Below are 22,316 nucleotides of genomic sequence, written 5' to 3' on the forward strand. Positions count from 1 at the left end.
GGACACGACACGCCATGAGCAACTACCCCAACGACCCGAACCAGTCGGGCAACTACGGATCCAGCGACGGATCCGAGGGCAACCAGAATTACGGCCAGCAGGGTGGGTACCCCAACCAGCAGCAGAACTACGGCCAGCAGCAGGGTGGGTACCCCAACCAGCAGCAGAACTACGGCCAGCAGCAGGGTGGGTACCCCAACCAGCAGCAGAACTACGGCCAGCAGCAGGGTGGGTACCCCAACCAACAGCAGAACTACGGCCAGCAGCAGAGTGCGTACCCCAACCAACAGCAGAACTACGGCCAGCAGGGCTACAACCAACCCATGGGAGGGCCGGTAGCAGCACCTGACCATCCACGAGCGACGCTGACGATGGTTCTCGGCATTTTGAGCTTGGTCTGCCTCGGCCTGCTGGCCGGCATCCCGGCCATCGTGCTGGGCTATAACTCGCTGAAGGAGGTCAATGCCTCCAACGGTGCCGTAGGCGGCAAGGGCAAAATCAAAGCAGGCTTGATCTGCGGCATCATCGGCACCGTCTGGAGCGCGTTCTGGCTGATCGTCCGGTTCAGCTGACCGGACCAGCGATCAGTTGTTGTAGAGCCAGGCACCCCAGGGGGTCCAGCGATAGACGGTGAAGACCGCCAGCGCGGCGATGCAGATCACGGCGAACGTCCGTGACTTCGGGAAGATCTCGGCGCTGGCATCGCCGCGCCATCGACGGGCGGTCCACCGGCCGAGCAGACCCGTGCCGAGAATCAGGATCACGACTGCCGCCGCGTTGCTGGTCAGCGCCGCCGACACGTGGCCGTGCGTGACGTCGTTCATCGCGCGCAGGCCGCCGCAGAACGGGCACGGTTTGCCGGTGAGCCACAGAAACGGGCAGTAGCCGTAGGACCCGGAGCGGTGCGGGTCATAGAAGTGCAGCAAGGTCATGGCCGCCGCACCGCCGACCACCAGCCCGAGCGGGCGCTTGGTCAGGTGGTATCGCGATCGCACGTCCAGCGGTGCGCGCAGCAGCGGATCCGTCGTCGTCACGCCATCCAGGGTAGGCGGCGTGACGACGACGGGACCATCAGCTGCCGGTGTGACCCTGCAGCAATCGCGCGAACGGGGTCACCTTCGCGTCGATCGTGACGCCGGAGGTGCGCTCCGGGCGTTCCGGCGTGGCCAGTGCGTCGGTGTTGTCGAGACCCTGGCCGGCGACGTGCGCCAGCTGGCCGGCGAGTTCGTTCGCCGCCCGGCCGATGCGCTCGGTCAGGTGGTGACCCTGCTCGCCGCTGCCGAAGTCGTCGGTCGCGGCGAAGATCCCGGTGCTCATCACGACCGCGCGCAAGTGGGTCAGCAACGGCCGCAGCGCGTGGTCGAGCACCATCGAGTGCCGCGCGGTGCCGGCCGTCGCGGCGATGATCACCGGCATGCCGTTGAGCGCGTCGGGGTCGAGTGCGTCGAAGAACATCTTGAAGACACCGCTGTAGCTCGCGGCGAACACCGGCGTCACGACGATCAGACCTGCCGCGTCGCTCACCAGCTCGCGGGCGCGATCGAGGCGAGCGGTCGGCATACCTGCCGTTGCCATCATGGTCGCGAGATCGACTGCCAGTTCACGCAATTCGATGACCTGTATGTCGATCGCCTCGCCGCGAGCGGTGAGTTCGGCCGCGACAGCACCGGAGATCCGGTCGGCGAGCAGCCGCGTCGTCGACGGCTGGCTCAGCCCTGCGGTGATGACCACCAGGGAGCGGTTCATGCGCGTGCCTCCTGTCCATGGGTTGTGGAGTCGGTGTCGGTCGCGGTGGCGTCGGTCGGCAGGTCGGCGTTGATGACCTGCAGGTGACGCGACTGCGGGCCTTCGGCGAGCAGTGATGTGTGGGTGGGCGGGTCGCTCGGGACGTGCGCGGGCCGACGGGCCTCGAACTCGCGCCGCAGCACCGGCACCACCTCGCGGCCGAGGATCTCCAGTTGCTCCAGCACCATCGGCAGCGGGAGGCCGGCGTGGTCCATGAGGAACAACTGCCGCTGATAGTCGCCGGCGTAGTCGGCCGACGCGAGGGTGCGTTCGATGACCATCTCGGGCGTGCCGACGGTCAGCGGCGTCTGCCGGGTGAACTCCTCCAGCGAGGGGCCGTGTCCGTAGACGGGGGCGTTGTCGAAGTAGGGCCGGAAGATGCGCTTCGCCTCGGCCTCGGTGCCGGCCATGAAGGCCTGACCGCCGAGCCCGACGATCGCCTGGTCGGCCGATCCGTGCCCGTAGTGTTCGAAGCGCTGGCGGTACAACTGCACCATCTGCGCGGTGTGTTCCTTGTTCCAGAAGATGTGATTGTGGAAGAAGCCATCACCGTAGAACGCGGCCTGCTCGGCGATCTCGGTACTGCGGATCGAGCCGTGCCACACGAACGGCGGCACACCGTCGAGCGGCGCCGGGGTCGAGGTGTAGCCGTGCAGCGGGGTGCGGAACTCGCCCTCCCAGTCGACGACCTTCTCGCGCCACAGACGACGCAGCAGGTGGTAGTTCTCGATGGCGAGCGGCACGCCCTTGCGGATGTCCTTGCCGAACCAGGGGTAGACCGGACCGGTGTTGCCACGCCCCATCATCAGGTCGACGCGACCTCCGGACAGGTGCTGCAGCATCGCGAAGTCCTCCGCGATCTTGACCGGGTCGCTCGTGGTGATCAGCGTGGTCGCCGTCGACAGCAGCAGCGAATCCGTCTGCGCCGCAATGTATCCCAGCATGGTCGTGGGCGACGAGGGCACGAAGGGCGGGTTGTGGTGCTCCCCCGTCGCGAAGACGTCGAGACCGACCTCGTCGGCCTTCTTCGCGATCGCGACCATCGCCTGGATGCGCTCCGCCTCGGTGGGCGTACGACCGGTCGTCGGGTCGGCGGTCACGTCGCCGACGCTGAAGATGCCGAACTGCATCTGCCTCACTCCTTCGATTTATTTCAAATTTTAACTACGTTGTCGGGAGTAACAGAGGTATGCCGTGAGCTATTCCCCCGCCGTGACGCGTTCCCCTCCGAAGCGCCACCGGGGCGGGCGCGGGCCGACACGCCGGTGAGCAGGGGCAACGGTGAGCAGGAACAACGGTGAGCAGGGGCAACGGTGAGCAGGGGCGACGGCTCAGCTCATCGATGACAACGCGGCGAGGCTGCCGTCGTCGTCGGTGGCACTGGCGAGGTCTTCGACCCGCGGCTCGGCGTCGGGACCCAGGTCCTTGATCCGCTGCGACACCACTGTCGTGACACCGTCGCCACGCATGCTCACGCCATACAGCGCGTCGGCGACCTCCATGGTGCGCTTCTGGTGGGTGATGACGATGAGCTGGCTCGATCCGCGCAGTTCTTCGAACAACGTGATGAGGCGGCCGAGGTTGGCGTCGTCGAGCGCCGCCTCGACCTCGTCCATGATGTAGAACGGGCTGGGGCGTGCCTTGAAGATCGCCACCAGGAGCGCCACGGCGACCAGCGAACGCTCGCCGCCGGACAGCAACGACAGGCGCTTGATCTTCTTGCCGGGCGGGCGGGCCTCGACCTCGATGCCGGTGGTGAGCATGTTGCCCGGTTCGGTGAGCGTGATACGACCCTCGCCACCGGGGAACAACCGGCTGAAGACGCCCTCGAACTCGCGCGCGGTGTCGTTGAACGCGTCGGTGAACGCCTGCTCGACCCGCTGGTCGACCTCGGCGACGATCGCGAGCAGATCCTCCCTGGACTTGCGCAGATCCTCCAGCTGCTCGGTGAGGAACTTGTGCCGCTCCTCCAGTGCCGCAAACTCTTCGAGCGCAAGGGGATTCACCCGGCCCAGTTGGCTGAGTTTGCGCTCGGCGGAGCGCAGCCGCTTCTCCTGCGCCTCGCGCACGAAGGGCGCCGGCTCGGGCAGATCGTCGGGGTCGTCGTCGGGCCCCGGAACATGCGGGATCAACTGGTGCGGGCCGAACTCCTCGACCAGCACCTCGGGGTCGATGCCGTGTTCTTCGACGGCCTTGGTCTGCAGGGTCTCGATCCGCAGCCGCTGCTGGGCGCGGGCGACCTCATCGCGATGGACCGTGTCGGTCAGCTCGCGCAGTTCGTCGGACACCGCGGTGACGCGGGCGCGTTCTTCCTTGAGCAGCCGGTCGACCTCGGCCTTGACCCTCTCGGCCTCGGCGCGTTGCTCGCCGGCGAAGGCCAGCAGCTCGGCGACGACCGATGACGTATGACGCGCACCCTGTCGCACCGCCTCGGCCACGCGAGCGTCACGCGCCCGTCTCTCTCGACGTGCCCGCGCCCGCTCGCGGGCCTGGATCTCCGAACGTGCTGCAGCTTCAAGCGAATTCGCGCGATCGGCCAACGACTTGGTGCGCTCCTCACGAGTGCGCAGGGTGAGACGCACCTCCGTCTCGGCGGTGCGCGCGGCGGCTGCTTCGGCGGCGAGCCGGTCGCGCTCGTCGGTGGTGGGCTCTTCGTCACCGGGCTGCTCGCGCGCGGCGGTCAACCGCTGTTCGAGTTCGGCCAGCTCATCACGCGTCGCGGTCAGTTTCTCCACCGCCGCCTCGCGGGATCGCTCGATGCGCTCGCTCTCGCCCTTGGCGCCGCGCAACACTTGGCCCAGCTGGCTCAGCTGCTCGGCGACCGCGGACATGTGCGCGTCGGACTCGGTCAGCTTCTCCAGCGCCGCGTCGACGTCGGCCGCGAGCGCGGTCATCGACGCCCGCGCCTGCTCGGCCGCAAACTGCGACTTCTCGCGCTCGGCGGCCACTCGCTGCAGGTGCTCCTGGGTTTCGTCATATGCGGACTGGATCTCCAGCAGACTCGGCGCCGCCGAGGAACCGCCGCGGACGAAGCCGCCTGCGAAGACGTCACCCTCGGCGGTGACTGCAGTGATCGAATCGTGTTGATGGACAAGCGTTTTCGCCTCATCTGCCGAGTCGACCAGCGCGACGTGATCCAGCAGCCGGTCGACAACCGCCCGCAGCTGATCGGGCACGGTCACGACGCTGCGCGCCCAGACGGCTCCGCCGGGCAGGTCGGCAGACTCGGTCGCGGGGCCACCCTGCGGCATACCGAACAACACACCTGCACGCCCGGCGTCGTCGCGTCGCAGCACCTGCAGCGCGTCGGCTGCGGCGTCGAGCGAATCGGCGACGACGGCGTCGGCGGCCCAGCCGAGCGCTGCGGCGATGGCAGCCTCGTGACCGGCCTGCACGGTGAGCAACTGGGACACCGACCCAGCGAGCCCGGCGTCCTGCGTTGCCAACAGGTGCGCGGCGCCGTCCTTGCGGCGCAGGCTCATCGACAGCGCCTCGAGTTTCGCCTGATAGCCGGTGCGTTCGCGCTCGGCGCTGCGCTCGGCGTCGCGGGCCCGCTCGAAGGCCTCCTTGGCGGAGGCGAGCTTGGCCTCGGCCGCCTCGTATGCGGCGTCGAGATCTTCTTCGCCGGCTTCGTCGTCGGCGATGGTGGCTTCGAGCGCTGCGAACTCACGCTCGGCCCGCGCGGAGCGTTCGGCGATTTCGGTGAGACTCGTTGTCAGCCGGTCCAATTCGGACTCGCCGGCCTCGATGCGGCTGCGGCGGGCAGCGACCTGGCCTTCGAGTTTGGCGAGGCCTTCGCGGCGGTCGGCGGCGGCGCGAGCCAGCGTGGTGAGCCGCTGCTGCTCGGCTTGATGCGCCTGTTCGAGATCGGCACGACGGGTCGTCGCCTGCTCGAGGGCGACCTTGGCGGAGGCGACCTCGGCCTGCAGCGCGTCGTGCTCGTCGCGCACCCGCCCGGCCTGCTCCTGCAGCTGTTCAGGGCTGCGGCCGGCGCCGGACTGCTCGGCCGAGTCATCCTCGTTCAGCAGTCGCACCCGCTCGGCCGCCAGGCTCGCCGTGGCCTCGACGCGCTCGCCCAACGAACTGAGCGTGAACCACTGCTCCTGCGCCTTGGTCAGCCGTGGCGCCGCATGAGCGGATTCGGCCTCGAGTGAGTCGAGTCGCTGCTTGGCTGCGGCCAGTTGCTGTTCGACCGACTTCTGCCGCTCCAGCAGCGCGGATTCGTCGGCGACCTCTTGCTCAAGGGTGCTGGTCAGCTGCGCCAGGTCGTCTGCGAGCAGGCGCAGTCGCGCGTCGCGCACATCGGCCTGGATGGTCGCGGCCTTGCGGGCCGTCTCGGCCTGTCGGCCCAGCGGGCCCAGCTGGCGACGGATCTCGGTCGTCAGGTCGGTGACGCGGTTGAGGTTGCCCTCCATCGCATCGAGCTTGCGCAGCGCTCGCTCCTTGCGCTTGCGGTGCTTGAGGACGCCGGCGGCTTCTTCGATGAACCCGCGCCGCTCCTCCGGCGTGGCTCGCAGCACCGCGTCGAGTTGGCCCTGACCGACGATGACGTGCATCTCGCGGCCGATGCCGGAGTCGCTCAGCAGCTCCTGCACGTCCAGCAGTCGGCAGTTGGTGCCGTTGATCGCGTAGTCCGATCCGCCGTTGCGGAACATCGTCCGGCTGATCGTGACCTCGGTGTAGTCGATCGGCAGTGCACCGTCGGAGTTGTCGATCGTCAGTGTGACCTCGGCGCGGCCCAGCGGCGGACGCCCCGGGGTGCCGGCGAAGATGACGTCTTCCATCTTGCCGCCGCGCAGGCTCTTGGCGCCCTGTTCGCCCATCACCCACGCGAGCGCGTCGACGACATTGGATTTGCCGGACCCGTTGGGGCCCACGATGCAGGTGATGCCCGGCTCGAGCTTCATCGAGGTCGCGGAGGCAAAGGACTTGAAGCCCTTGAGGGTCAGGCTCTTGACGTACACGAGCGGATGAACTCCTCGGCGACGGTCGACGGAACCTGGTCACTCTACCGGCGGCGCCCTCTCGACCCGGTCATGACGTATGCCGCAGGCCCGCCGCACGTATGCCGCAGACCCTTCCCCTCCCGAAATTCGACACCATGGCGGTAATAGCCGCCCTGGCGTCAAACATCCGCGAAGGTGTCCCGCGAATATTCGACCTGGTGGCGCCTATAACCGCCCTCACGTCGAACATGCACGGGTTGGCATCGCGGAAATTCGACACCGTGGCGCCTATAGGCGCCCCACCGTCAAATATGCACGGGTGGGCGCCGCCGAAATTCGACGCGGTGACGCCGAGACGGCGCGACAGGTCAGAGAATCAGCTTCATTCCCGCGTGGCTGTGCACGAAACCCAGCGACTCATAGAACCGGATGGCGTCACCTCGCTGGAGGTCGCTGGTCAGCTGCACCAGAGCGGCTCCGCGAAGACGAGCCTCGTCCAGCGCCCAACCGAAGAACGCGCGACCCACTCCGGACCCTCGAAGCGCCGAACTCACCCGGACAGACTCGATCTGCGCCCGCAACGCCCCGCCACGGGACAGTCCCGGGATGAAGCTGAGCTGCATGGTGCCGACAACGGCATCCGACTCGTCCAGCAGCACCGCCAGCAGGTGCGCCGGATCTGCGTCGATCGCCGCGAAGGCTTCGGCATACGCGCCCAAGGCCGTCACTTCACGATCGCGACCCAACGGATCGTCGGTGAGGAGTGCGACGATCTGCGGCAACTGCTCCCTCGTCGCGCGCTCGACGCGAAGGCCGGGCACATCGACGAGGCTGCTGTGCAGACCGGCGTGCGTCATACGTTCGCGCGGTCGGTCAGCACGATCGGCGCGCCGTCGGTGATGGCGATGGTGTGTTCGGAGTGAGCGCCGCGTGAGCCGTCGGCGGAGCGGAGCGTCCAGCCGTCCTTGTCGGTGTAGATCTCGTCGGTGGTCTCCAGCAGCCACGGCTCGATGGCGATGACTAGGCCCGGCCGCAGCTTGAGCCCGCGGCCGGCGCGCCCGTCGTTGGGCACGTGCGGATCACCGTGCATGGTCCGGCCGACGCCGTGGCCACCGAACTGCGTGTTCACCGAATAGCCCGCGTCGTGCGAGATCTGCGCGATCGCGGCGGAGATGTCGCCGAGCTTGTTGTCGGCCACGGCCAATTCGATGGCGGCCGCGAGCGCTTCCTCGGTGGTGCGGATGAGCCGCAGATCCTCTTCGCGGGCATCGCCCACGACGACCGACAGCGCCGAATCCGACACCCAGCCGTTCAGACTCGCCGCGAAATCCACCGACAGCAGATCACCGTTGCGCAGCTTGTAGTTGTGCGGAAGCCCGTGCAGCACCGCGTCATTCACGCTGGTGCACAGCACCTTGCCGAACGGGCTCGCCCCGAAACTGGGGTGGTAGTCGATGTAGCACGACTCGGCGCCCGCCTCGCGAATCATCTTGTGCGCCAACGCATCCAGGTCGAGCAGGTTGACGCCGACGTCGGCGGCGTCGCGCAACGCGGTGAGCACGGAGGCCACCAACCGGCCGGCAGGACGCATCGCCTCGATTTCGGCGGGAGTCTTGAGTTCGATCACTCCCCCACCGTATGACGCATTGCCCATCGCGTCAGAATCACTTCGAACGAGAGCCAGCGCAATCGATCAGAGGTCACCGATGTCAGCACAGTCCGAACTCATCGAGTCGCTGTCGCGCCAACTGGAGGACGACGAGCGCTTCCGTGGCTTCTGGTTGACCGGGTCCTTCGGCACGGGTCAGGACGACGAGTGGAGCGATGTCGACACCCTGGCCATCGTGACGCCCGAGTCGTATGACGCGGTCATCGCCGGCTTCCCGGAATTCGCCGACGAACTCGTTCATCCGGTGTTGTGCCGACGCCTTGGTCAGGCACCGATCTTCAATCTCGTGCTGCCCGGCTGGCTACGCTGGGACATCGCGTTCTCGACACCGGATCGCACGCCTTCACTCGAACTCGGAAGCGTCCGAACGCTTTTCGACAAGGACCGCGTTCCCCTGACCGCGCCTGTGCCACGCAAGATCGACAACCAGCGCACGTATGACGTAACCGTCGAGTTCTTACGCATTCTCGGCCTGCTGCCGGTCGTGGTTGGCAGAGACGACGCCGTGACTGCGATCTCCGGGGCGGGCCTGCTGCGACAACACCTGATCACTTTGTTACGCCTTCGCCACGAACCCGGCGCACCCTCGGGCGCATTACATCTGACACGAGTCCTTCCCGAATCAGACATCGACGCCCTGCTTCGCCTGCCCACCGCATCGACCATGGCGGAGGCGATCGCTGCGCACGCCGCCATCGCCGACCGGTTCCGCATCGCCGCGCGCGAGATGCTGGGCTCGTCATACCCGGCGGACCTCGACCGAGCCTGCCTACAGCACCTGCGCGACAGCCTCGGCACGCGGTGGCCCTAACCTGGATGGTGGTGGAACAACCGCGTCGACCGGCCGGTTGCATCCGAAGGCCGTCCGCGCGCAGCGCACGACGTCACCACGCGAGACCGAAGCAGCACACCAGCAGGGCAAGGGAGCCAGCAGCCGTGACCATCGCACCCGAGGGACGCAAGATGCTGCGCGTTGAGGCGCGCAACGCCGAGACCCCGATCGAGCGCAAGCCCAGCTGGATCCGCACCACCGCGAAGATGGGCCCGGCATACACCAGCTTGCACTCGCTGGTGAAGGGCGAAGGCCTGCACACCGTCTGCCAGGAAGCCGGCTGCCCCAACATCTTCGAGTGCTGGGAGGACCGCGAGGCGACCTTCCTCATCGGTGGCGAGCAGTGCACACGTCGGTGCGACTTCTGCCAGATCGACACCGGTCGCCCCAGCGACCTCGACCGTGACGAGCCGCGCCGCGTCGCCGAATCCGTGCAGCAGATGCAGTTGCGTTACTCCACGATCACCGGCGTCGCCCGCGACGACCTGCCCGACGGCGGCGCGTGGCTGTATGCCGAGACCGTCCGCCAGATCCACGAACTCAACCCCGGCACCGGTGTCGAGAACCTCATCCCCGACTTCAACGGCAAGCCCGACCTGCTGGCCGAGGTCTTCGAGTCACGACCGGAGGTACTCGCACACAACGTCGAAACGGTGCCGCGCATCTTCAAGCGGATCCGACCGGCGTTCCGCTACGAGCGCTCGCTGGACGTCATCACCCAGGCGCGCGACTTCGGCCTGATCACCAAGTCCAACCTGATCCTGGGCATGGGCGAGGAGGAGCACGAGATCGAGCAGGCGCTGCGCGATCTGCACGAGGCCGGCACCGACCTGATCACCGTCACGCAGTATCTGCGCCCCTCGCCGCGGCACCACCCCGTCGACCGGTGGGTGAAGCCGCAGGAGTTCGTGCACTGGTCCGATGTCGCCGAGGAGCTCGGTTTCAAGGGCGTGATGAGCGGGCCGCTGGTGCGTTCGTCATACCGGGCGGGCCGGTTGTACGCCCAGGCGATGGAGCGGTCCGGCCGCGAACTGCCCGCGAACCTGCAGCATCTGGCGGCCGCGGCGCAGTCCCCCGCACGCCAGGAGGCCGCCGCGCTCGTCGAGCGTGCGGGCGCCGACGCGGTCTGATCCGGCCACCCGCTCGGGCACTGCTCTCCCGGGAGCGGTGACCCTCGCGCGACCCGTATCCTGATAGCTATGTCATCCGCGCAGGAACCCGCCAAGAAGTCGCGCTTTTCGCGCAAGCCGAAGGACCCGAACAAGCCGGGTCGGATCTCGCAGTTCACCACGCTCTACAAGGCGTCGGTCAAGCAGAACCCCAAGATCCCGGTGTGGATGGCGGTCGGTTTCGTCGGCACCTTCGTCGTGCTGCTGTTCGTGCTGGACTTGATATTCAACAACGTCGTCTATTCCGGCATCCTGGCGTTCATGGCCGCCGTGCTGGTCACCATGATCATCTTCGGCCGTATGGCGGAGCGCGCCGCGTATGGCGCCCTCGAGGGTCAGGCCGGCAGCACCAGCGCCGCCCTGCAGGCGCTGCGCAAGGGCTGGTTCTACGAGCAGGAGCCGGTCGCCGCGGACGCCGGTCGGGCCCGCAAGGTGCAGGAACTCTCCAACGCCGCCATGGTCTTCCGTGCCGTCGGCAAGCCCGGTGTCGTGCTCATCGGTGAAGGCCCGAGCGGCGGCGCCCGCAAACTGCTGGAGGCCGAGCGCAAGCGCGTCGCGCGCGTCGCCGGCCCGGAGGTGCCGATCCACGTGCTGCGCGTCGGAGGTGGCGGCGAGGACTCCGTCAAGGTCGGCGATCTGACCAAGACGATGAACAAGTTCGACAAGAAGCTCACCGACAGCGAGGTCGCGGCTGTCACCAAGCGACTGCGCGCGCTCGGGGCGACCAAGCCGCCGGTGCCCAAGGGCATCGACCCCCGCAACGCCCCCCGCATGGACCGCAAAGCCATGCGCGGGCGCTGAGCCGGCCAACGTCATACAGAACGAAAAACGCGGCGGCCGTTCACCTTTTGAGGGTGGGCGGCCGCCGCTTTTCGTATGTCGGTATGTCTCCCCGTCGACGTATGGCGGTGCTGCGTCCGCGCACGTATGGCGGTGCTGGTCAGCGGAAGCGCTGCAGGACCGTGCCGGCGACGCGGTCGTGCAGGCCGCGACCGTCGCGATCCCAGATGACCGCCGGGATGACCAGGCACAACAGGACACTGCGGATGAGCGCAGAGACCGGGCCGTTGAGGCGGTCCTGCAATCGGCGCACCTGCAGCCCGCAGATGCGGTGCCCGACGGTGGATCCGATGGTGCCGACCAGCAGGACGTTCTCGACGAAGAAGACCGCCAGCGGCACGAATCCGTTGGCGCCGTGGCCGCCGAAGCGGTATCCGAACAGGCCGGCTGCGATCAGCGAGCACAGCAGCCAGTCGATGAGCAGCGCGAGCACACGCGGCCACAGACGTCCGAGGGAGCCGCGCCCGGTGGGCGGCATACCGAGCATTTCTCCCGGATATCCGCCGCCCGATGCGGGATTCGTCTCACTGTCGCGTTGCGTCACGAGCCACGAGCGTAGTTCGGCCATGATGGGGCGCGAGGCGCGGCACCGGGGCCGGAGACGGCGTCATACGTTCGCTGACTGAATCTCAGCGGGTCGTAACGTCGGCGAAACGTGACAGTGATCGCAGAGAAACTGCCCGCGCCTAGGCTCGACCACGACGCGAGGCACTGATGCCTGTCGCGTGCACACCGATCGATGGAGGTTTCATGTTCAACACCACTGATGAGGTCTTGAAGTTCATCAAGGACGAAAACATCGAGTTCGTCGACGTGCGCTTCTGTGACCTCCCCGGGGTGATGCAGCACTTCAACGTCCCTGCGGCCGGTCTCGACGCGGAGGCTCTGAAGGAAGGCGCGATGTTCGACGGTTCGTCGATCCGCGGTTTCCAGGCGATCCACGAGTCGGACATGAAGCTCATCGCGGACCCGAAGTCGGCCTACGTCGACCCCTTCCGCAAGCACAAGACGCTGATCCTGAACTTCTCGATCGTCGACCCGTTCACCGGCGAGGCCTATTCGCGCGACCCGCGCAACATCGCCGCCAAGGCTGAGGCCTACCTGAAGTCGACCGGCATCGCCGACACCGCGTTCTTCGGCCCGGAGGCCGAGTTCTACATCTTCGACGACGTACGTTTTGAGACCAAGCAGAACGCCGGCTACTACTACATCGACTCCATCGAGGGCGCCTGGAACACCGGCCGCGAGGAGGAGGGCGGCAACCTGGGTTACAAGCCGCGCTACAAGGGTGGCTACTTCCCCGTGCCGCCGGTGGACCACATGGCCGACCTGCGCGACGACATCGTCGCCAACCTGGAGAAGGTCGGCCTGACCGTCGAGCGCGCGCACCACGAGGTGGGCACCGCCGGTCAGCAGGAGATCAACTACACGTTCTCGACGCTGCTGGGCGCGGGCGACGACGTCATGAAGTTCAAGTACGTCGTCAAGAACACCGCCGTCGAGGCCGGAAAGACCGCGACCTTCATGCCCAAGCCGCTGTTCGGTGACAACGGTTCCGGCATGCACACCCACCAGTCGCTCTGGAAGGACGGCGAGCCGCTGTTCTACGACGAGAAGGGGTATGGCGGTCTGTCGGACCTGGCCCGTTGGTATGTCGGAGGCCTGCTCAAGCACGCGCCGTCGTTGCTGGCGTTCACCAACCCGACCGTCAACTCCTATCACCGTCTGGTGCCGGGCTACGAGGCTCCGGTCAACCTGGTCTACTCCGCCCGCAACCGCTCGGCGTGTATCCGCATCCCGATCGCGGGCACCTCGCCGAAGGCCAAGCGCATCGAGTTCCGCATCCCCGACCCGTCGGCCAACCCCTACCTGTGCTTCGCGGCGCAGCTGATGGCTGGCCTGGACGGAATCAAGAACCGCATCGAGCCCCCGGAGCCGGTGGACAAGGACCTCTACGAGCTGCCCCCGGAGGAGCACGCGAACATCGGCCAGGTGCCGGGCTCGCTGCCGGCCGTGCTCGACGCGCTGGAGGCCGACCACGACTTCCTCACCGAGGGCGACGTCTTCACCGAGGACCTCATCGAGACGTGGATCGACTACAAGCGCACCAATGAAGTCGACCCGCTGCGCTTCCGCCCCCACCCGCACGAGTTTGAGCTCTACTACGACATCTGATCGGGGCTTTTAAGCCTCTGTCAGTAGTGCCGAAGCGGCGCCTGCTGTTGGACCGTCTCACGACGATCCCAACAGCAGGCGCCGTTCTTCGTTGTCGTGCGTACCCGGTGCACCCCTCCGAAATCGCCGCCACGCTGTCCGGGCTGCACACCTTGTGTGCATGACACTCTCCATCCAGTCCCCCGACGAGCTCGTCGCGCTCATCCCTCACTTGCTCGTTTTCCAGCCCGAAGAGTCGATCGTGTTCCTGCCGTCGCGATCCGAGCTCCCTGCTGCGCGTGTCGACATCCCCACTACGGCTCGCGACCGCGAGGACGTCTGGCGCTCCATCAGTGACGAGTCCGGTCGACACGCGCAGCCCGGCTCCACAGTCGCGATCGTGTGCATCACGGCCGACCGGAACCAAGCGAATGCCGTCGGCCTGGACTTCGCCGGACGACTCGCCGACATCGGCATCCAGACGCCGATCCTTCTCTGGGCCGATGACACCCGGTGGGCCGACCTCGACACCGGCGACATGGGGCTCCAGACCGACGCCGCTCGCGAGAGCGTGGCTGCGATGGCCGTGCTGAGCGGGCAGCCCAGCCGGCCGCGAGCCGGGAGTCGCTGGCTCAGTCTCTTGTCGGCGACCGCGAACCCGTGGCGGCACTGCTGCCTGAGACTCGCGAGGCCGCCGCCGAGGAGCACAGGGCCGGTCGAAGGCCGGTGGGCCGTCGCCCGCGTGCAGCGCTTCCAACGCGACGGCGTCAGACTCTCCGACTCCGACGCAGCACGACTGCTGGTCGCGGTCGAGAACGTTCCGGTTCGCGACCGCCTCTGGCTCGACATGAACCAGGCGAACTCCGGTTCCCACGTCGCGCTCTGGGCCGACGTCTTCCACAACGTCGATCTGGAGATTCATGCAGGCTTTAAATGAGTCGCGACTGTCTGCCGCACCGCCGGGACATCGACCGACCCATCGGCTTCGGCAAGCATCTTCGCGAGCCGCTTCGGCCACAGGGCGTGGACACCTCGCGTCGTGAACGCTCCGCCGATCAACGGCCACTCGGCCTCAACGAAGCACAGTGCGCCGGTCACGGGGACGTCGCCGACGAGCCCCCTGACGAGGTCGATCTGCTTGAGGACTCCGTCGACGAGCTTGGTGCAGTCACGTCGACCAACCAGCACCTTCTCGACCCTCGGCCGCAGGATGCCGCCCTCCATGCGCAGCTCGGGCTTGCCCTTGTTTCGCTTGGCGTCAATGACCCAGATGCCGGCAGTCTTGACCGCGATGTGGTCGATGTTGGCCTTCGTGCCGGGGATGCGTCGGTCGTGCAGGACCGCGATCGACTCCGACACCAGCGAGTCAAGCCACGCGCCCAGACGTTCCTCGCCGACCGCGCCAGTCGCCCATGCCTTGGTGCTCTGCTTCTCGTCTGAGAGTGCCACCGCGATTCCGCCGAGCTTGCCCCGCTTCTGGCGCAGCCGTTCCTCGTCCTTGGCCTTGCGACGCTCGTACACACGCCGAGCGGACGATCCCGCCACGCCGGCATCAAGTTCAGAGACGGGCTTGACCGATGCCGACTCGTTCTCGACCGCCACGTCACCTTCGTCGGTGGCGACGTCGGATGGACACTCGACGCAGCGCACAGTCTTGGTTGTTCGCTCGTAGATTGCAGTCTGCCCGAGCAGGCAGGTCACGCCCGCAGAGACGACAGGCCCCGGCGTATCGGGGCTTTATCCGCTTGTCATCAGACCCCGGACGAGAGTCCGGTGTGGTCATCTCGGCCATCACTCAGCGGCCGAGTCTTCAGTAGCACCCTCGGGACTTCCGATAAGCCGGGCTTCCTGAGACAGGGTAAGGACGATGCTGTCGGACAATTCGTCCGCTACCTTCGGTGGCAGGTCGTTGTCGACAATGATGAGTTGGAGCTGTTCGCCGTACTCGTTCGCGATCTCATCGAAGAGCTTGTACATGTCGACGATCCGGTCACCCTCCAAGCCCTCCTTCCCGGAGTTGGCAGACACGCCGTCAAGGATCAGCAGGCCTGGCATATTGAGCCCTCGGTCAATCGCCACGGTGTGGTGGGCAAGCGCGTGGGCAACGTTCACCAGCGTCTTCAGGCCCTGGCTGGAGAGTTCGTCGAAGGTGCGGGTGCTGACCTCTGGGAGGTACGTCGTTCTGTTGATCTTGACGGTCAATAGGTCACCCAACTGGGGCACATGTAGGCGCGTGAGGTAGTCGACTACCCGCTTCTCAAGGGCTTCGATGTTGTCGTCGGCGGCCGCAACGCTCGTGCTGTGGGCTTCGATTTGCGCCTCAAGCTCAAGCTTGCGCTCACGCAGCCCGTCGAGGTATCCGGACTGGTCGGACTGCCGGTCCACCAACATTAGGTAGCGCTTGATCCACTCGACGTTGGCTTCCACTGTTGCTGTTTCTGCGGCAACGCTCTGCAACGCGGCCGCCTGTGCCGAGACGAACTCACTCGTGAGGTGGTTCAACCGATCCGAAAGAGTGGCCAGCGCTCCTGCTGTGTCCTCCTCGCTTAGCCGTAGCTCCTCCAAGGTCTTCGTCCGCTCAGAGATGAGCTGGTCCGTCTCGGCGATCTGAGACGTGACACGGTCCTGCTCCCTGATGAGCGCGTCGCGGTCAGGTGCTGACGTTGGTTCGGGCTGCTCGCAGAGGTAGCAGATGGGACTCTCAGTTCGGTGCTGGTCGACATCCTGCCCACACCGGGGACAGACGACGAAGTCGAAGTCGACCATCCACTCGTCGGCCACGATGGACCGGGTCAATCGCTTCGAGAGGCTCACGAGTTGGCGCTTGAGTTCTCCGAGATCGCGAAGTTGTGCTTGATGCTGCCGGATCTCGGCGCGGACTTTGTCGAGGCCTTCCCGTGAGTCGAGGAGAGCCGTTCGTGTTCGGCCAATCTCATCGCCCGGCTCCACGTTGCCTGCCGCGCCGAGGTTTGCGGCTTGTGATCGAAGCTCGGCCAGCCGGGCCTCTTGGCTCGATAGCTGCGCCTCCAACTCATCAGGCTTGCCGATGGTGGTGCCAGCAAGGAACTGGCGAATGACCTCGGCTTCGCTTTCGGATGCACGAATCTCAAGGTCGATCCTGCGCAGGCTCGCGGCGAGGTTCGCCATCTCCTCGTCGTAGAGGCCATAGGCAATCTCGAAGACCCAGCGGCGCTTGAGATCACGGAATGGATGCCTGTGTCCAAAGACCTGCGTGTCCAGGTCGTCGCCCGTGACGATGCAGTACAGGAGCCAGTCGTTGATAGTTACTGGCGACAGTTCGTTGGTGGGCTCGCGTCGAGCCCGTGGAACGGAAACGATCGGCAGAGCGAGCTGATCCAGGAGGAAGTCGCCGTAGCCGCGCTGACCGCCCGCCGGCAGCCGTGCTGCGATGCTCTCGGCGCCGGCGACGTCTGGAATGGACGCGACCTCGACCGGTGTGTCGTTGGTCGTGACCATCGGCCTGTAGACGTTCCAGAACGTCGCTCCGAGGAGCACCTTCCCTCTGATCGCGCGCACGGCGGTGGTCTCCGGCGGCAAGTTGTTCGGAATGCTGCCCAGAAGAGCGTGAATCAGCCGAATGAGCGTGGTCTTGCCGGTCGTGATGTCTCCACGGACGAGATTGAGGCCAGGCTGGAACGTCACCGCGCGGGCGCCTCCGACGAGGTCGATCTCATTGAGCCGAAGATCGTGAAGCTGTGCCGCTTCGGTTTGCTTGTCGGTCATGTGAGCTCCTCGTGCCACGTTGCATCCGCCACCTCGGGGAGGTCGTAGAGCATCTTCTTGAGTGATTCCCCTGTGAGGTCGAGGTGGCGGCGCAGCAGCATGATCCGTCCGACCATGTCCTCGAAGGCTCCGTCCTCCTTGAAATGGTCGGCTAGCGCCGCCCCAGATTCGGTGGTGCGGTAGCCGAGGGCGTTGGTTCCTTCGGCGGGCACCACCTCGATCAGCCCGCGCCCCACCAGGGAGCCGAGCACTGCGAAGTAGCTCGGGTCCCAAGGGCCGTACCGATATCGCATCATCCGGGACTCCAGCGGGCTGTCCTGTCGGTCGAGCGCTTCACGATCTGCCTCGCGCAGTCCGCGGCTTGCGAGCACAGTTGCGAGATAGCGCGGATACCGCAGCAGGAAGTCGAGCTTAGCAAGCTTGACTCGGCCCTCCAGGGTGCGTGGACCGGTGGTCTTTCGGCTGAACCCGTCGATCAGCAGGAGAACTCTCGCCTCTGCTTCGCGCGAGGCCCGAAAACTCGCTCGCCTCGCGTTCGAGGAGTCAGTGCGCGCGGCACGGTCATCAGCGCTCATGACACCCCCCACGCGAACCGGCATTGGTCAGAGACGCCGCACAGATGTCCGATGACGAGCCGGTGATCGCGGTTGTAGAGGCCGTCAACGTCGAGAGCTGCGGTATTCGCCACACCGCTCATGAGGGTGTGGAAGATCTGTTCGGCGGGCCGCTGGATGGTCAACCCGTTCGACTCCGCCAAGGAAGCAATGGACCCGGCTGCGGCGAGCAGGCGTGTGTCCAGCGCGACCTCGTTCTCTGCCGTCATGGCGCCGGACGCTCGTGCCCCAGTCGCGGCGACATTGGCTTCGGCTCGTGCCAACAAGGCGCTCTTGACGGTTTCCTCGGAGGCGCCCGCCCGAATTAGCTTGAGTTCCAAGACGCTTGCCTCACCGGCCGCAGCGCGCGCGAGAAGGTCCTGATCAGTGTCAGCCGCGAGAGGGGGACACAGAGCACGAAGCTGATGGGCGGAAAGTGTCTGTGCGGCGATCTCGCCCCACACGTCAGGATCCGCTGGCACGCTCCGCGCGGACTGCATCGCGGCTCGGACGCTCTGCGGGGTTGCGCTACTGCTCTGTGCCGCGACAGCGGCCTGGAGCAAGGACTCGTAGAGTCGTTCGACCTGCTGCATCGACTGACCCGGCCAGATCGCGCCGATGAGCCGAATGATGACGGCATCCACTGTCGGGCGGGCGGGTTGTTGGCAGTGGATCGAGAGGCGTTGGAGGAAGTCGGTCAGCTTTGCACCCGCGAGACCGAAGGCGCGGATCTTTTTCTTGATGTCATCCGATGCGGAGCTTGGGTTGGAGAAGAAATCGGATGTCGCCTTCTGTTCCGACGGTGGCCCCTCCAACCAGACCTCGAACCTCGACTGGCTGAGGATTCCGGCCTCTTCCGCGAGCTTGTAGGAAGCGACGAGCTTCTCGATGGCGTGCCCGGACTCGCAGATTCTGGCGGCGCTCCATGAGCCCTTGTCACGGGTCTTGAGTTGCGCGAAGCGATAACCACTGGTCTCGACGATTGCGAGATCCTCGACGTGTTCGCACACCACAGCCAGAACGCCAGATTCGGCGAGTACACCGAGCCAGGACCTGATCGCCAACTTGGCCTGCCAGACGTAGCGCTCGAAGGTGTCGATCCCCGTGGGGTCTGAAGCAAGACCCGTGAACGCGGCGAGGTTCTCCGGAACCTGCGGCCCAGAGGCTTCTTCCACACCACTCGCGGCCTCGTCCGTTGACATCCCCAGGCCCTGGAATCAGCTTTCCTCGAAGCCCGACTGATCGAACTTGAGGGTCTTGGCGTTCTCCGACACGGTGCGGACCTTGCCATCTCCGAAGCCAGCCGTGTTGGTGGCTTCGATCTCGATCCGAATGGTCAGCTCGGTGCCGTCGTCGGCGCGAAGGTTGGCGATGACTTCGTCGGCGATGTTCTTGAAGTCCATCGCGATCTTGTCGGAGTTGAGGGTCTTCACTCCGTAGAAGCGAGTCTTGGGCTTGGGGAAGAAGACGTCGACCTTGGGAGCCTTCGGATCGAAAGGTGTCGTACCGCCGTTCTTCTCGACCAGTTCGGCGAGCTTCTCCTCGGCGGTCGACTTCGGTGCCGACTCTTCCTCGATCTGCTTGGTGGCAACCTCCGGCTTCACCAACAGCAACGTGTCCGTCGTCGCGGGCGGGAGTGACTTCCCATCGGTGGTGGGCACCCATAGCCCGATGTAGCGTCCGGTGGTCTCGTCGTAGCCGGTCGCGAGGGCGAAGGCGTCGGTCTGCCAGATCATTGGCATGTCGATCACGCCCTCGTTGAGCACCTTCCGGTCGCGCAGGCGCGGCATGTACGGGTACTGTGAGTACAAGCCCCAGAGTGCGCCGAGGGAGACGTGGCCGTCCTTCCATATCTGCGGCACCTTGCTGATCGCCAACCGGATGTTTGCAGCGGCCTGACGAGTGGAGAGGTCTCCGTCGTTGCCGAGGCGGCGTGAGACCCGCTCGGCGAGCGACTCAGAATGGCCCTCGACCTTGGTCTCACGGATCAGGAACGGCGATCCCGGGTCGGGCTGGGTCGGCACGAGCGCCCAGGTGAACGTTTGCAACAGGCGCGCAGTCACGGTCTGGTCAGCCTGATCGCGGCGCTGGGCGGCCTGGTTCTTCTGGTTCTGGGTGAGGTCGAGGTCGACTTCGTTGTCCAGGACGTGCTTCCAGCCGAGGTAGTCACGAGTCGCGGCGTTCAGTTCTTCGAGCCGTGCCTCATCGGCCGCGAGATAGACGACGGTGTTGCGGTTCGTCCGATTGGCACTGCCTCGCTGCTCGGTCGCCTTCTGCGCGAACGCCTTGGCCTCCGACTCGGTCTTGCCCTTGTGTGCGACCTTCGGGTGAAGGATCACCAACCGAGCCTCGTCGGTGTCAGGGATGTCGGCGTTGGACTCCGGGCACACATGCACGCCAGCGAAGTCACCCCGCGTCCGTCCTTGGCCCTGGAGACGTCGGACGATCTCGGCCCACACGTCCTCCGGGTGGAGACGCTCCGCCTGGTCCTTGGCTGTGCGGGTGATGTTGGGCTGGAGGTCGTACCAATACTTACCCGACCCCGAGTAGAAGTACGTCGCACGGTCACCGAGCTGCGTCAGCGCGGCGTGGAAGTTACCCGGGACGTCACCGGGGACCGCGGTGCCGAGGAACACCCGCTGGGTGCCGATGCCCTTGTGCGTCGAACCGGGCGCGATCGTCGGGGCCGCACCGAAGAACACTGTGCGAGCGAGACGCTTCGTGAGTGCGCGCTGCCCGAACAGCGGCTTCTCCTTGTCGATTCGACCGGGCTCGGAGTTCGAGCCATCGACGTCGGCGTCGATGATCGTCTTCCATGAGTCCTGCAGGTACTGGGTCAGCTCGGCATTCACGTTGGCGGTTGCGAGCGGGATCGACCCCGGCATGATCAGTGGCGAAGCGTCCTCGCCGGTCCACAGGGCGTGGATCACGGTGCTCATCAGCCGCAGCACACCGCGAGTGCGCTGGAAGCGTTCGAGCGACGACCATTCCTCGTAGAGGGTGTCGAACATCTCCGGGTGGATGGGATAGGTGCGCTTGATGCGGTCTTCGTACGACCCGTCGCGTGCCTCGCGCGGGAAGTCGTCGGTGTACTTGCGGTACATCTCGACGTACGCGCGCGCAGTTGCTCCGATCGACGCCAGCGCGGCGGCGTTAGGCTGCTTGAAGAGCCGCTGCTTCACGATGTGGTACGCCTCGTCCGATGACGCTGGCCGCCACTGATCAGCGACACGGCGAACGACATTCTGGAGTCGCTTGAGTGCTTCCAACCCGTTTGCTCCGCCGACCTCCTCGGCGTTACCGGCGGCGATCTTGTCGCCGCTGTCGCCGCTCTCAGACGCAGGGATCGAGATGGCGAGCAGGACGCCCGAAGTTCCCTTGGCTGCCTCGGTGAGGGACTGCGCGAAGGTGAACTGGTCGTCGAACGTGCCGCCAGCCAAGTCGTCCCGGCCGACGAGCGACCGCGCATACGCCACCCATTCGTCGATGAGGATGACCGCTGGGGCGTACTTGTGGAGCAGGTCGTGGAGGCTCTCCCCAGGGTGGGTGCGATCGGCGTCAGCTTGGGCGACGAGCGCGAACGCCTCCGCGCCACCGAGCTGCCACGCCAGCTCGCCCCAGATGGTGTTGACCTGCGTGCCGTCCGCCTTGGTCACACCCGACGGGCTGAAATGGTTGCCGACGATTGCGACGCGGTTGACCTTGTCGCCCTTGTAGCCGCTGGCTAGGAGCAATTCCTGGGTCTCCTGCGGGAACTGGCCCACAGGAAGCCCGGCCGCAACGTGCCACAGGGAGAGCATTGAGTGGGTCTTGCCGCCACCGAAGTTGGTCTGGAGGTTGATGACCGGTGAGACGTTCTCGTCGCCGGAGAAGCGCCGGACCGCACGACCGATCAGGTCGCTCAACCCTTCTGTGAGGTAAGTGCGCTTGAAGAACTCCACCGGGTCGGCATAGTCGGAGTCCGCCTCGCCCCCGCTGGCGACCTTGTAGAGGTCGGCCGCGAACTCAGACGCGTGAAAGTTGCCGGTCGCGACGTCGTCGTGGGGCTGCAACACCTCGCGCCAGGGCTTGAGCCCGCCAATGGCTTCGGGGTTGTCGACCGCGGCCTTCAAGACCTTCTTGTCGTCGCGGTCGGCGGTCACGCGGCGGAGGTTGAGTCGGACCGCCTTGACTGCCTCGGTCTCGGCGGGTTTGCCAAGCAACGTCAGGATGCGTTCGGCGGTGTCCAGCAGCCGGTACGCGTCGTCGTCGGTGAAGGACCCGTTGTGTGCCCAGGTGTTGCGGGCGTTCCGCAACTCCGAGGCGTACGCCTCGCCAACGCGGCCGAGCGTGTCAGAGAACGGATACCAGCGCGGCTTCACGTTGGCGGTAATCCCGCCCTCGGTCAGCATCCGAAGCTGAACCTGAGGGTCGAGCGGGTCGTAGACCTTCCCCGGGTGGTTGTCCTTCGCGGCGACCAGCGCCACCCAGTTCGCACCAGCAGCGGGGTCGACCTCACCGATGACCGAGGAGATGTAGTCATCGAGCGCGGGGGCAATGATTTCGAACATCTTCCCGACGCGATCACGGTTGCTCAATGCCATG

General features: G+C 66.1%; 18 protein-coding genes. 6 read left to right on the forward strand and 12 right to left on the reverse strand.

Annotated elements, in window-relative coordinates; genetic code table 11:
• Positions 1-14 precede the first annotated feature (14 nt).
• Positions 15-572, forward strand: a complete 558-nt coding sequence (locus BKA23_RS09790; RefSeq protein ID WP_145227564.1) for a DUF4190 domain-containing protein — start codon at positions 15-17, stop codon at positions 570-572.
• Positions 573-584: 12 nt separating this feature from the next.
• Here BKA23_RS09790 and BKA23_RS09795 read toward each other — a convergent pair whose 3' ends face one another.
• The 6 genes from BKA23_RS09795 to map all read right to left on the reverse strand — a co-directional run bounded on the left by BKA23_RS09795 (position 585) and on the right by map (position 8,358).
• Positions 585-1,034 carry a DUF2752 domain-containing protein gene (locus BKA23_RS09795; protein ID WP_145227565.1) on the reverse strand — a complete coding sequence of 150 codons (450 nt, stop codon included), beginning with the start codon at positions 1,032-1,034 and terminating at the stop codon, positions 585-587.
• A 37-nt stretch (positions 1,035-1,071) separates the two neighbouring features.
• Positions 1,072-1,746, reverse strand: a complete 675-nt coding sequence (locus BKA23_RS09800) for an FMN reductase (RefSeq protein WP_145227566.1) — start codon at positions 1,744-1,746, stop codon at positions 1,072-1,074.
• Positions 1,743-2,915, reverse strand: coding sequence for an LLM class flavin-dependent oxidoreductase (locus BKA23_RS09805; RefSeq protein ID WP_145227567.1), 1,173 nt, complete (start codon positions 2,913-2,915; stop codon positions 1,743-1,745). The genes BKA23_RS09800 and BKA23_RS09805 overlap by 4 nt, the downstream gene beginning before the upstream one ends.
• A gap of 201 nt (positions 2,916-3,116) precedes the next feature.
• Positions 3,117-6,749, reverse strand: coding sequence for a chromosome segregation protein SMC (smc, locus tag BKA23_RS09810; protein WP_145227568.1), 3,633 nt, complete (start codon positions 6,747-6,749; stop codon positions 3,117-3,119).
• A 350-nt stretch (positions 6,750-7,099) separates the two neighbouring features.
• The gene (locus tag BKA23_RS09815) at positions 7,100-7,588 is read right to left on the reverse strand and encodes a GNAT family N-acetyltransferase (protein WP_145227569.1); all 489 of its coding nucleotides are present in this window, start codon (positions 7,586-7,588) and stop codon (positions 7,100-7,102) included.
• Entirely contained in the window at positions 7,585-8,358 is a 774-nt protein-coding gene (gene map, locus BKA23_RS09820; protein WP_145228430.1) for a type I methionyl aminopeptidase, read from the reverse strand. Before map ends, BKA23_RS09815 begins: the two co-directional genes overlap by 4 nt.
• Positions 8,359-8,437: 79 nt before the next feature.
• Between map and BKA23_RS09825 the strand changes: the two genes are divergently transcribed.
• The 3 genes from BKA23_RS09825 (at position 8,438) to BKA23_RS09835 (ending at position 11,202) form a co-directional block, all read left to right on the forward strand.
• A complete protein-coding gene (locus BKA23_RS09825) occupies positions 8,438-9,211 on the forward strand; it encodes a hypothetical protein (protein ID WP_145227570.1) in 774 nt (257 codons plus the stop codon).
• A 125-nt stretch (positions 9,212-9,336) separates the two neighbouring features.
• Complete coding sequence (gene lipA, locus BKA23_RS09830; RefSeq protein ID WP_145227571.1) at positions 9,337-10,362, forward strand: lipoyl synthase; 1,026 nt, start codon at positions 9,337-9,339, stop codon at positions 10,360-10,362.
• A gap of 69 nt (positions 10,363-10,431) precedes the next feature.
• Entirely contained in the window at positions 10,432-11,202 is a 771-nt protein-coding gene (locus BKA23_RS09835) for a DUF4191 domain-containing protein (protein ID WP_145227572.1), read from the forward strand.
• A 139-nt stretch (positions 11,203-11,341) separates the two neighbouring features.
• On the opposite strand, the gene BKA23_RS09840 is transcribed toward BKA23_RS09835, so the two are convergent.
• On the reverse strand, positions 11,342-11,785 hold the full coding sequence (locus tag BKA23_RS09840) for an RDD family protein (RefSeq protein ID WP_246104555.1): 444 nt from the start codon (positions 11,783-11,785) through the stop codon (positions 11,342-11,344).
• A 206-nt stretch (positions 11,786-11,991) separates the two neighbouring features.
• Here BKA23_RS09840 and glnA point away from each other — a divergent pair, with 206 nt between their 5' ends.
• A complete protein-coding gene (gene glnA / locus BKA23_RS09845) occupies positions 11,992-13,416 on the forward strand; it encodes a type I glutamate--ammonia ligase (protein ID WP_145227574.1) in 1,425 nt (474 codons plus the stop codon).
• A 160-nt stretch (positions 13,417-13,576) separates the two neighbouring features.
• Positions 13,577-14,332 carry a DUF4192 family protein gene (locus tag BKA23_RS09850; RefSeq protein ID WP_145227575.1) on the forward strand — a complete coding sequence of 252 codons (756 nt, stop codon included), beginning with the start codon at positions 13,577-13,579 and terminating at the stop codon, positions 14,330-14,332.
• On the opposite strand, the gene BKA23_RS09855 is transcribed toward BKA23_RS09850, so the two are convergent.
• The 5 genes from BKA23_RS09855 to BKA23_RS09875 form a co-directional block, all read right to left on the reverse strand.
• Positions 14,314-14,997, reverse strand: coding sequence for a nuclease-related domain-containing protein (locus tag BKA23_RS09855; RefSeq protein ID WP_246104556.1), 684 nt, complete (start codon positions 14,995-14,997; stop codon positions 14,314-14,316). The genes BKA23_RS09850 and BKA23_RS09855 overlap by 19 nt on opposite strands.
• A gap of 189 nt (positions 14,998-15,186) precedes the next feature.
• Positions 15,187-17,139: a hypothetical protein gene (locus tag BKA23_RS09860; RefSeq protein ID WP_145227576.1), complete on the reverse strand. Its 1,953-nt coding sequence runs from the start codon at positions 17,137-17,139 to the stop codon at positions 15,187-15,189.
• Positions 17,136-17,714, reverse strand: coding sequence for a hypothetical protein (locus tag BKA23_RS09865; RefSeq protein ID WP_145227577.1), 579 nt, complete (start codon positions 17,712-17,714; stop codon positions 17,136-17,138). The genes BKA23_RS09860 and BKA23_RS09865 overlap by 4 nt, the downstream gene beginning before the upstream one ends.
• Positions 17,711-18,934, reverse strand: a complete 1,224-nt coding sequence (locus BKA23_RS09870) for a dsDNA nuclease domain-containing protein (RefSeq protein WP_145227578.1) — start codon at positions 18,932-18,934, stop codon at positions 17,711-17,713. Before BKA23_RS09870 ends, BKA23_RS09865 begins: the two co-directional genes overlap by 4 nt.
• Before the next feature lie 15 nt (positions 18,935-18,949).
• The gene (locus BKA23_RS09875) at positions 18,950-22,315 is read right to left on the reverse strand and encodes a DUF499 domain-containing protein (protein WP_145227579.1); all 3,366 of its coding nucleotides are present in this window, start codon (positions 22,313-22,315) and stop codon (positions 18,950-18,952) included.
• Position 22,316 lies beyond the last annotated feature (1 nt).

The sequence above is a fragment of the Rudaeicoccus suwonensis genome (assembly GCF_007829035.1).
GTDB lineage: Bacteria > Actinomycetota > Actinomycetes > Actinomycetales > Dermatophilaceae > Rudaeicoccus > Rudaeicoccus suwonensis.

Bases quoted from the DNA above. Each gene is read 5' to 3' on its own strand.
- BKA23_RS09865 (WP_145227577.1), bottom strand. From the start codon at position 17,714: ATGAGCGCTGATGACCGTGCCGCGCGCACTGACTCCTCGAACGCGAGG.
- BKA23_RS09835 (WP_145227572.1), top strand. From the start codon at position 10,432: ATGTCATCCGCGCAGGAACCCGCCAAGAAGTCGCGCTTTTCGCGCAAG.
- BKA23_RS09860 (WP_145227576.1), bottom strand. From the start codon at position 17,139: ATGACCGACAAGCAAACCGAAGCGGCACAGCTTCACGATCTTCGGCTC.
- BKA23_RS09825 (WP_145227570.1), top strand. From the start codon at position 8,438: ATGTCAGCACAGTCCGAACTCATCGAGTCGCTGTCGCGCCAACTGGAG.
- glnA (WP_145227574.1), top strand. From the start codon at position 11,992: ATGTTCAACACCACTGATGAGGTCTTGAAGTTCATCAAGGACGAAAAC.
- BKA23_RS09790 (WP_145227564.1), top strand. From the start codon at position 15: ATGAGCAACTACCCCAACGACCCGAACCAGTCGGGCAACTACGGATCC.
- BKA23_RS09850 (WP_145227575.1), top strand. From the start codon at position 13,577: ATGACACTCTCCATCCAGTCCCCCGACGAGCTCGTCGCGCTCATCCCT.
- BKA23_RS09815 (WP_145227569.1), bottom strand. From the start codon at position 7,588: ATGACGCACGCCGGTCTGCACAGCAGCCTCGTCGATGTGCCCGGCCTT.
- BKA23_RS09875 (WP_145227579.1), bottom strand. From the start codon at position 22,315: ATGGCATTGAGCAACCGTGATCGCGTCGGGAAGATGTTCGAAATCATT.
- BKA23_RS09870 (WP_145227578.1), bottom strand. From the start codon at position 18,934: ATGTCAACGGACGAGGCCGCGAGTGGTGTGGAAGAAGCCTCTGGGCCG.
- BKA23_RS09800 (WP_145227566.1), bottom strand. From the start codon at position 1,746: ATGAACCGCTCCCTGGTGGTCATCACCGCAGGGCTGAGCCAGCCGTCG.
- BKA23_RS09805 (WP_145227567.1), bottom strand. From the start codon at position 2,915: ATGCAGTTCGGCATCTTCAGCGTCGGCGACGTGACCGCCGACCCGACG.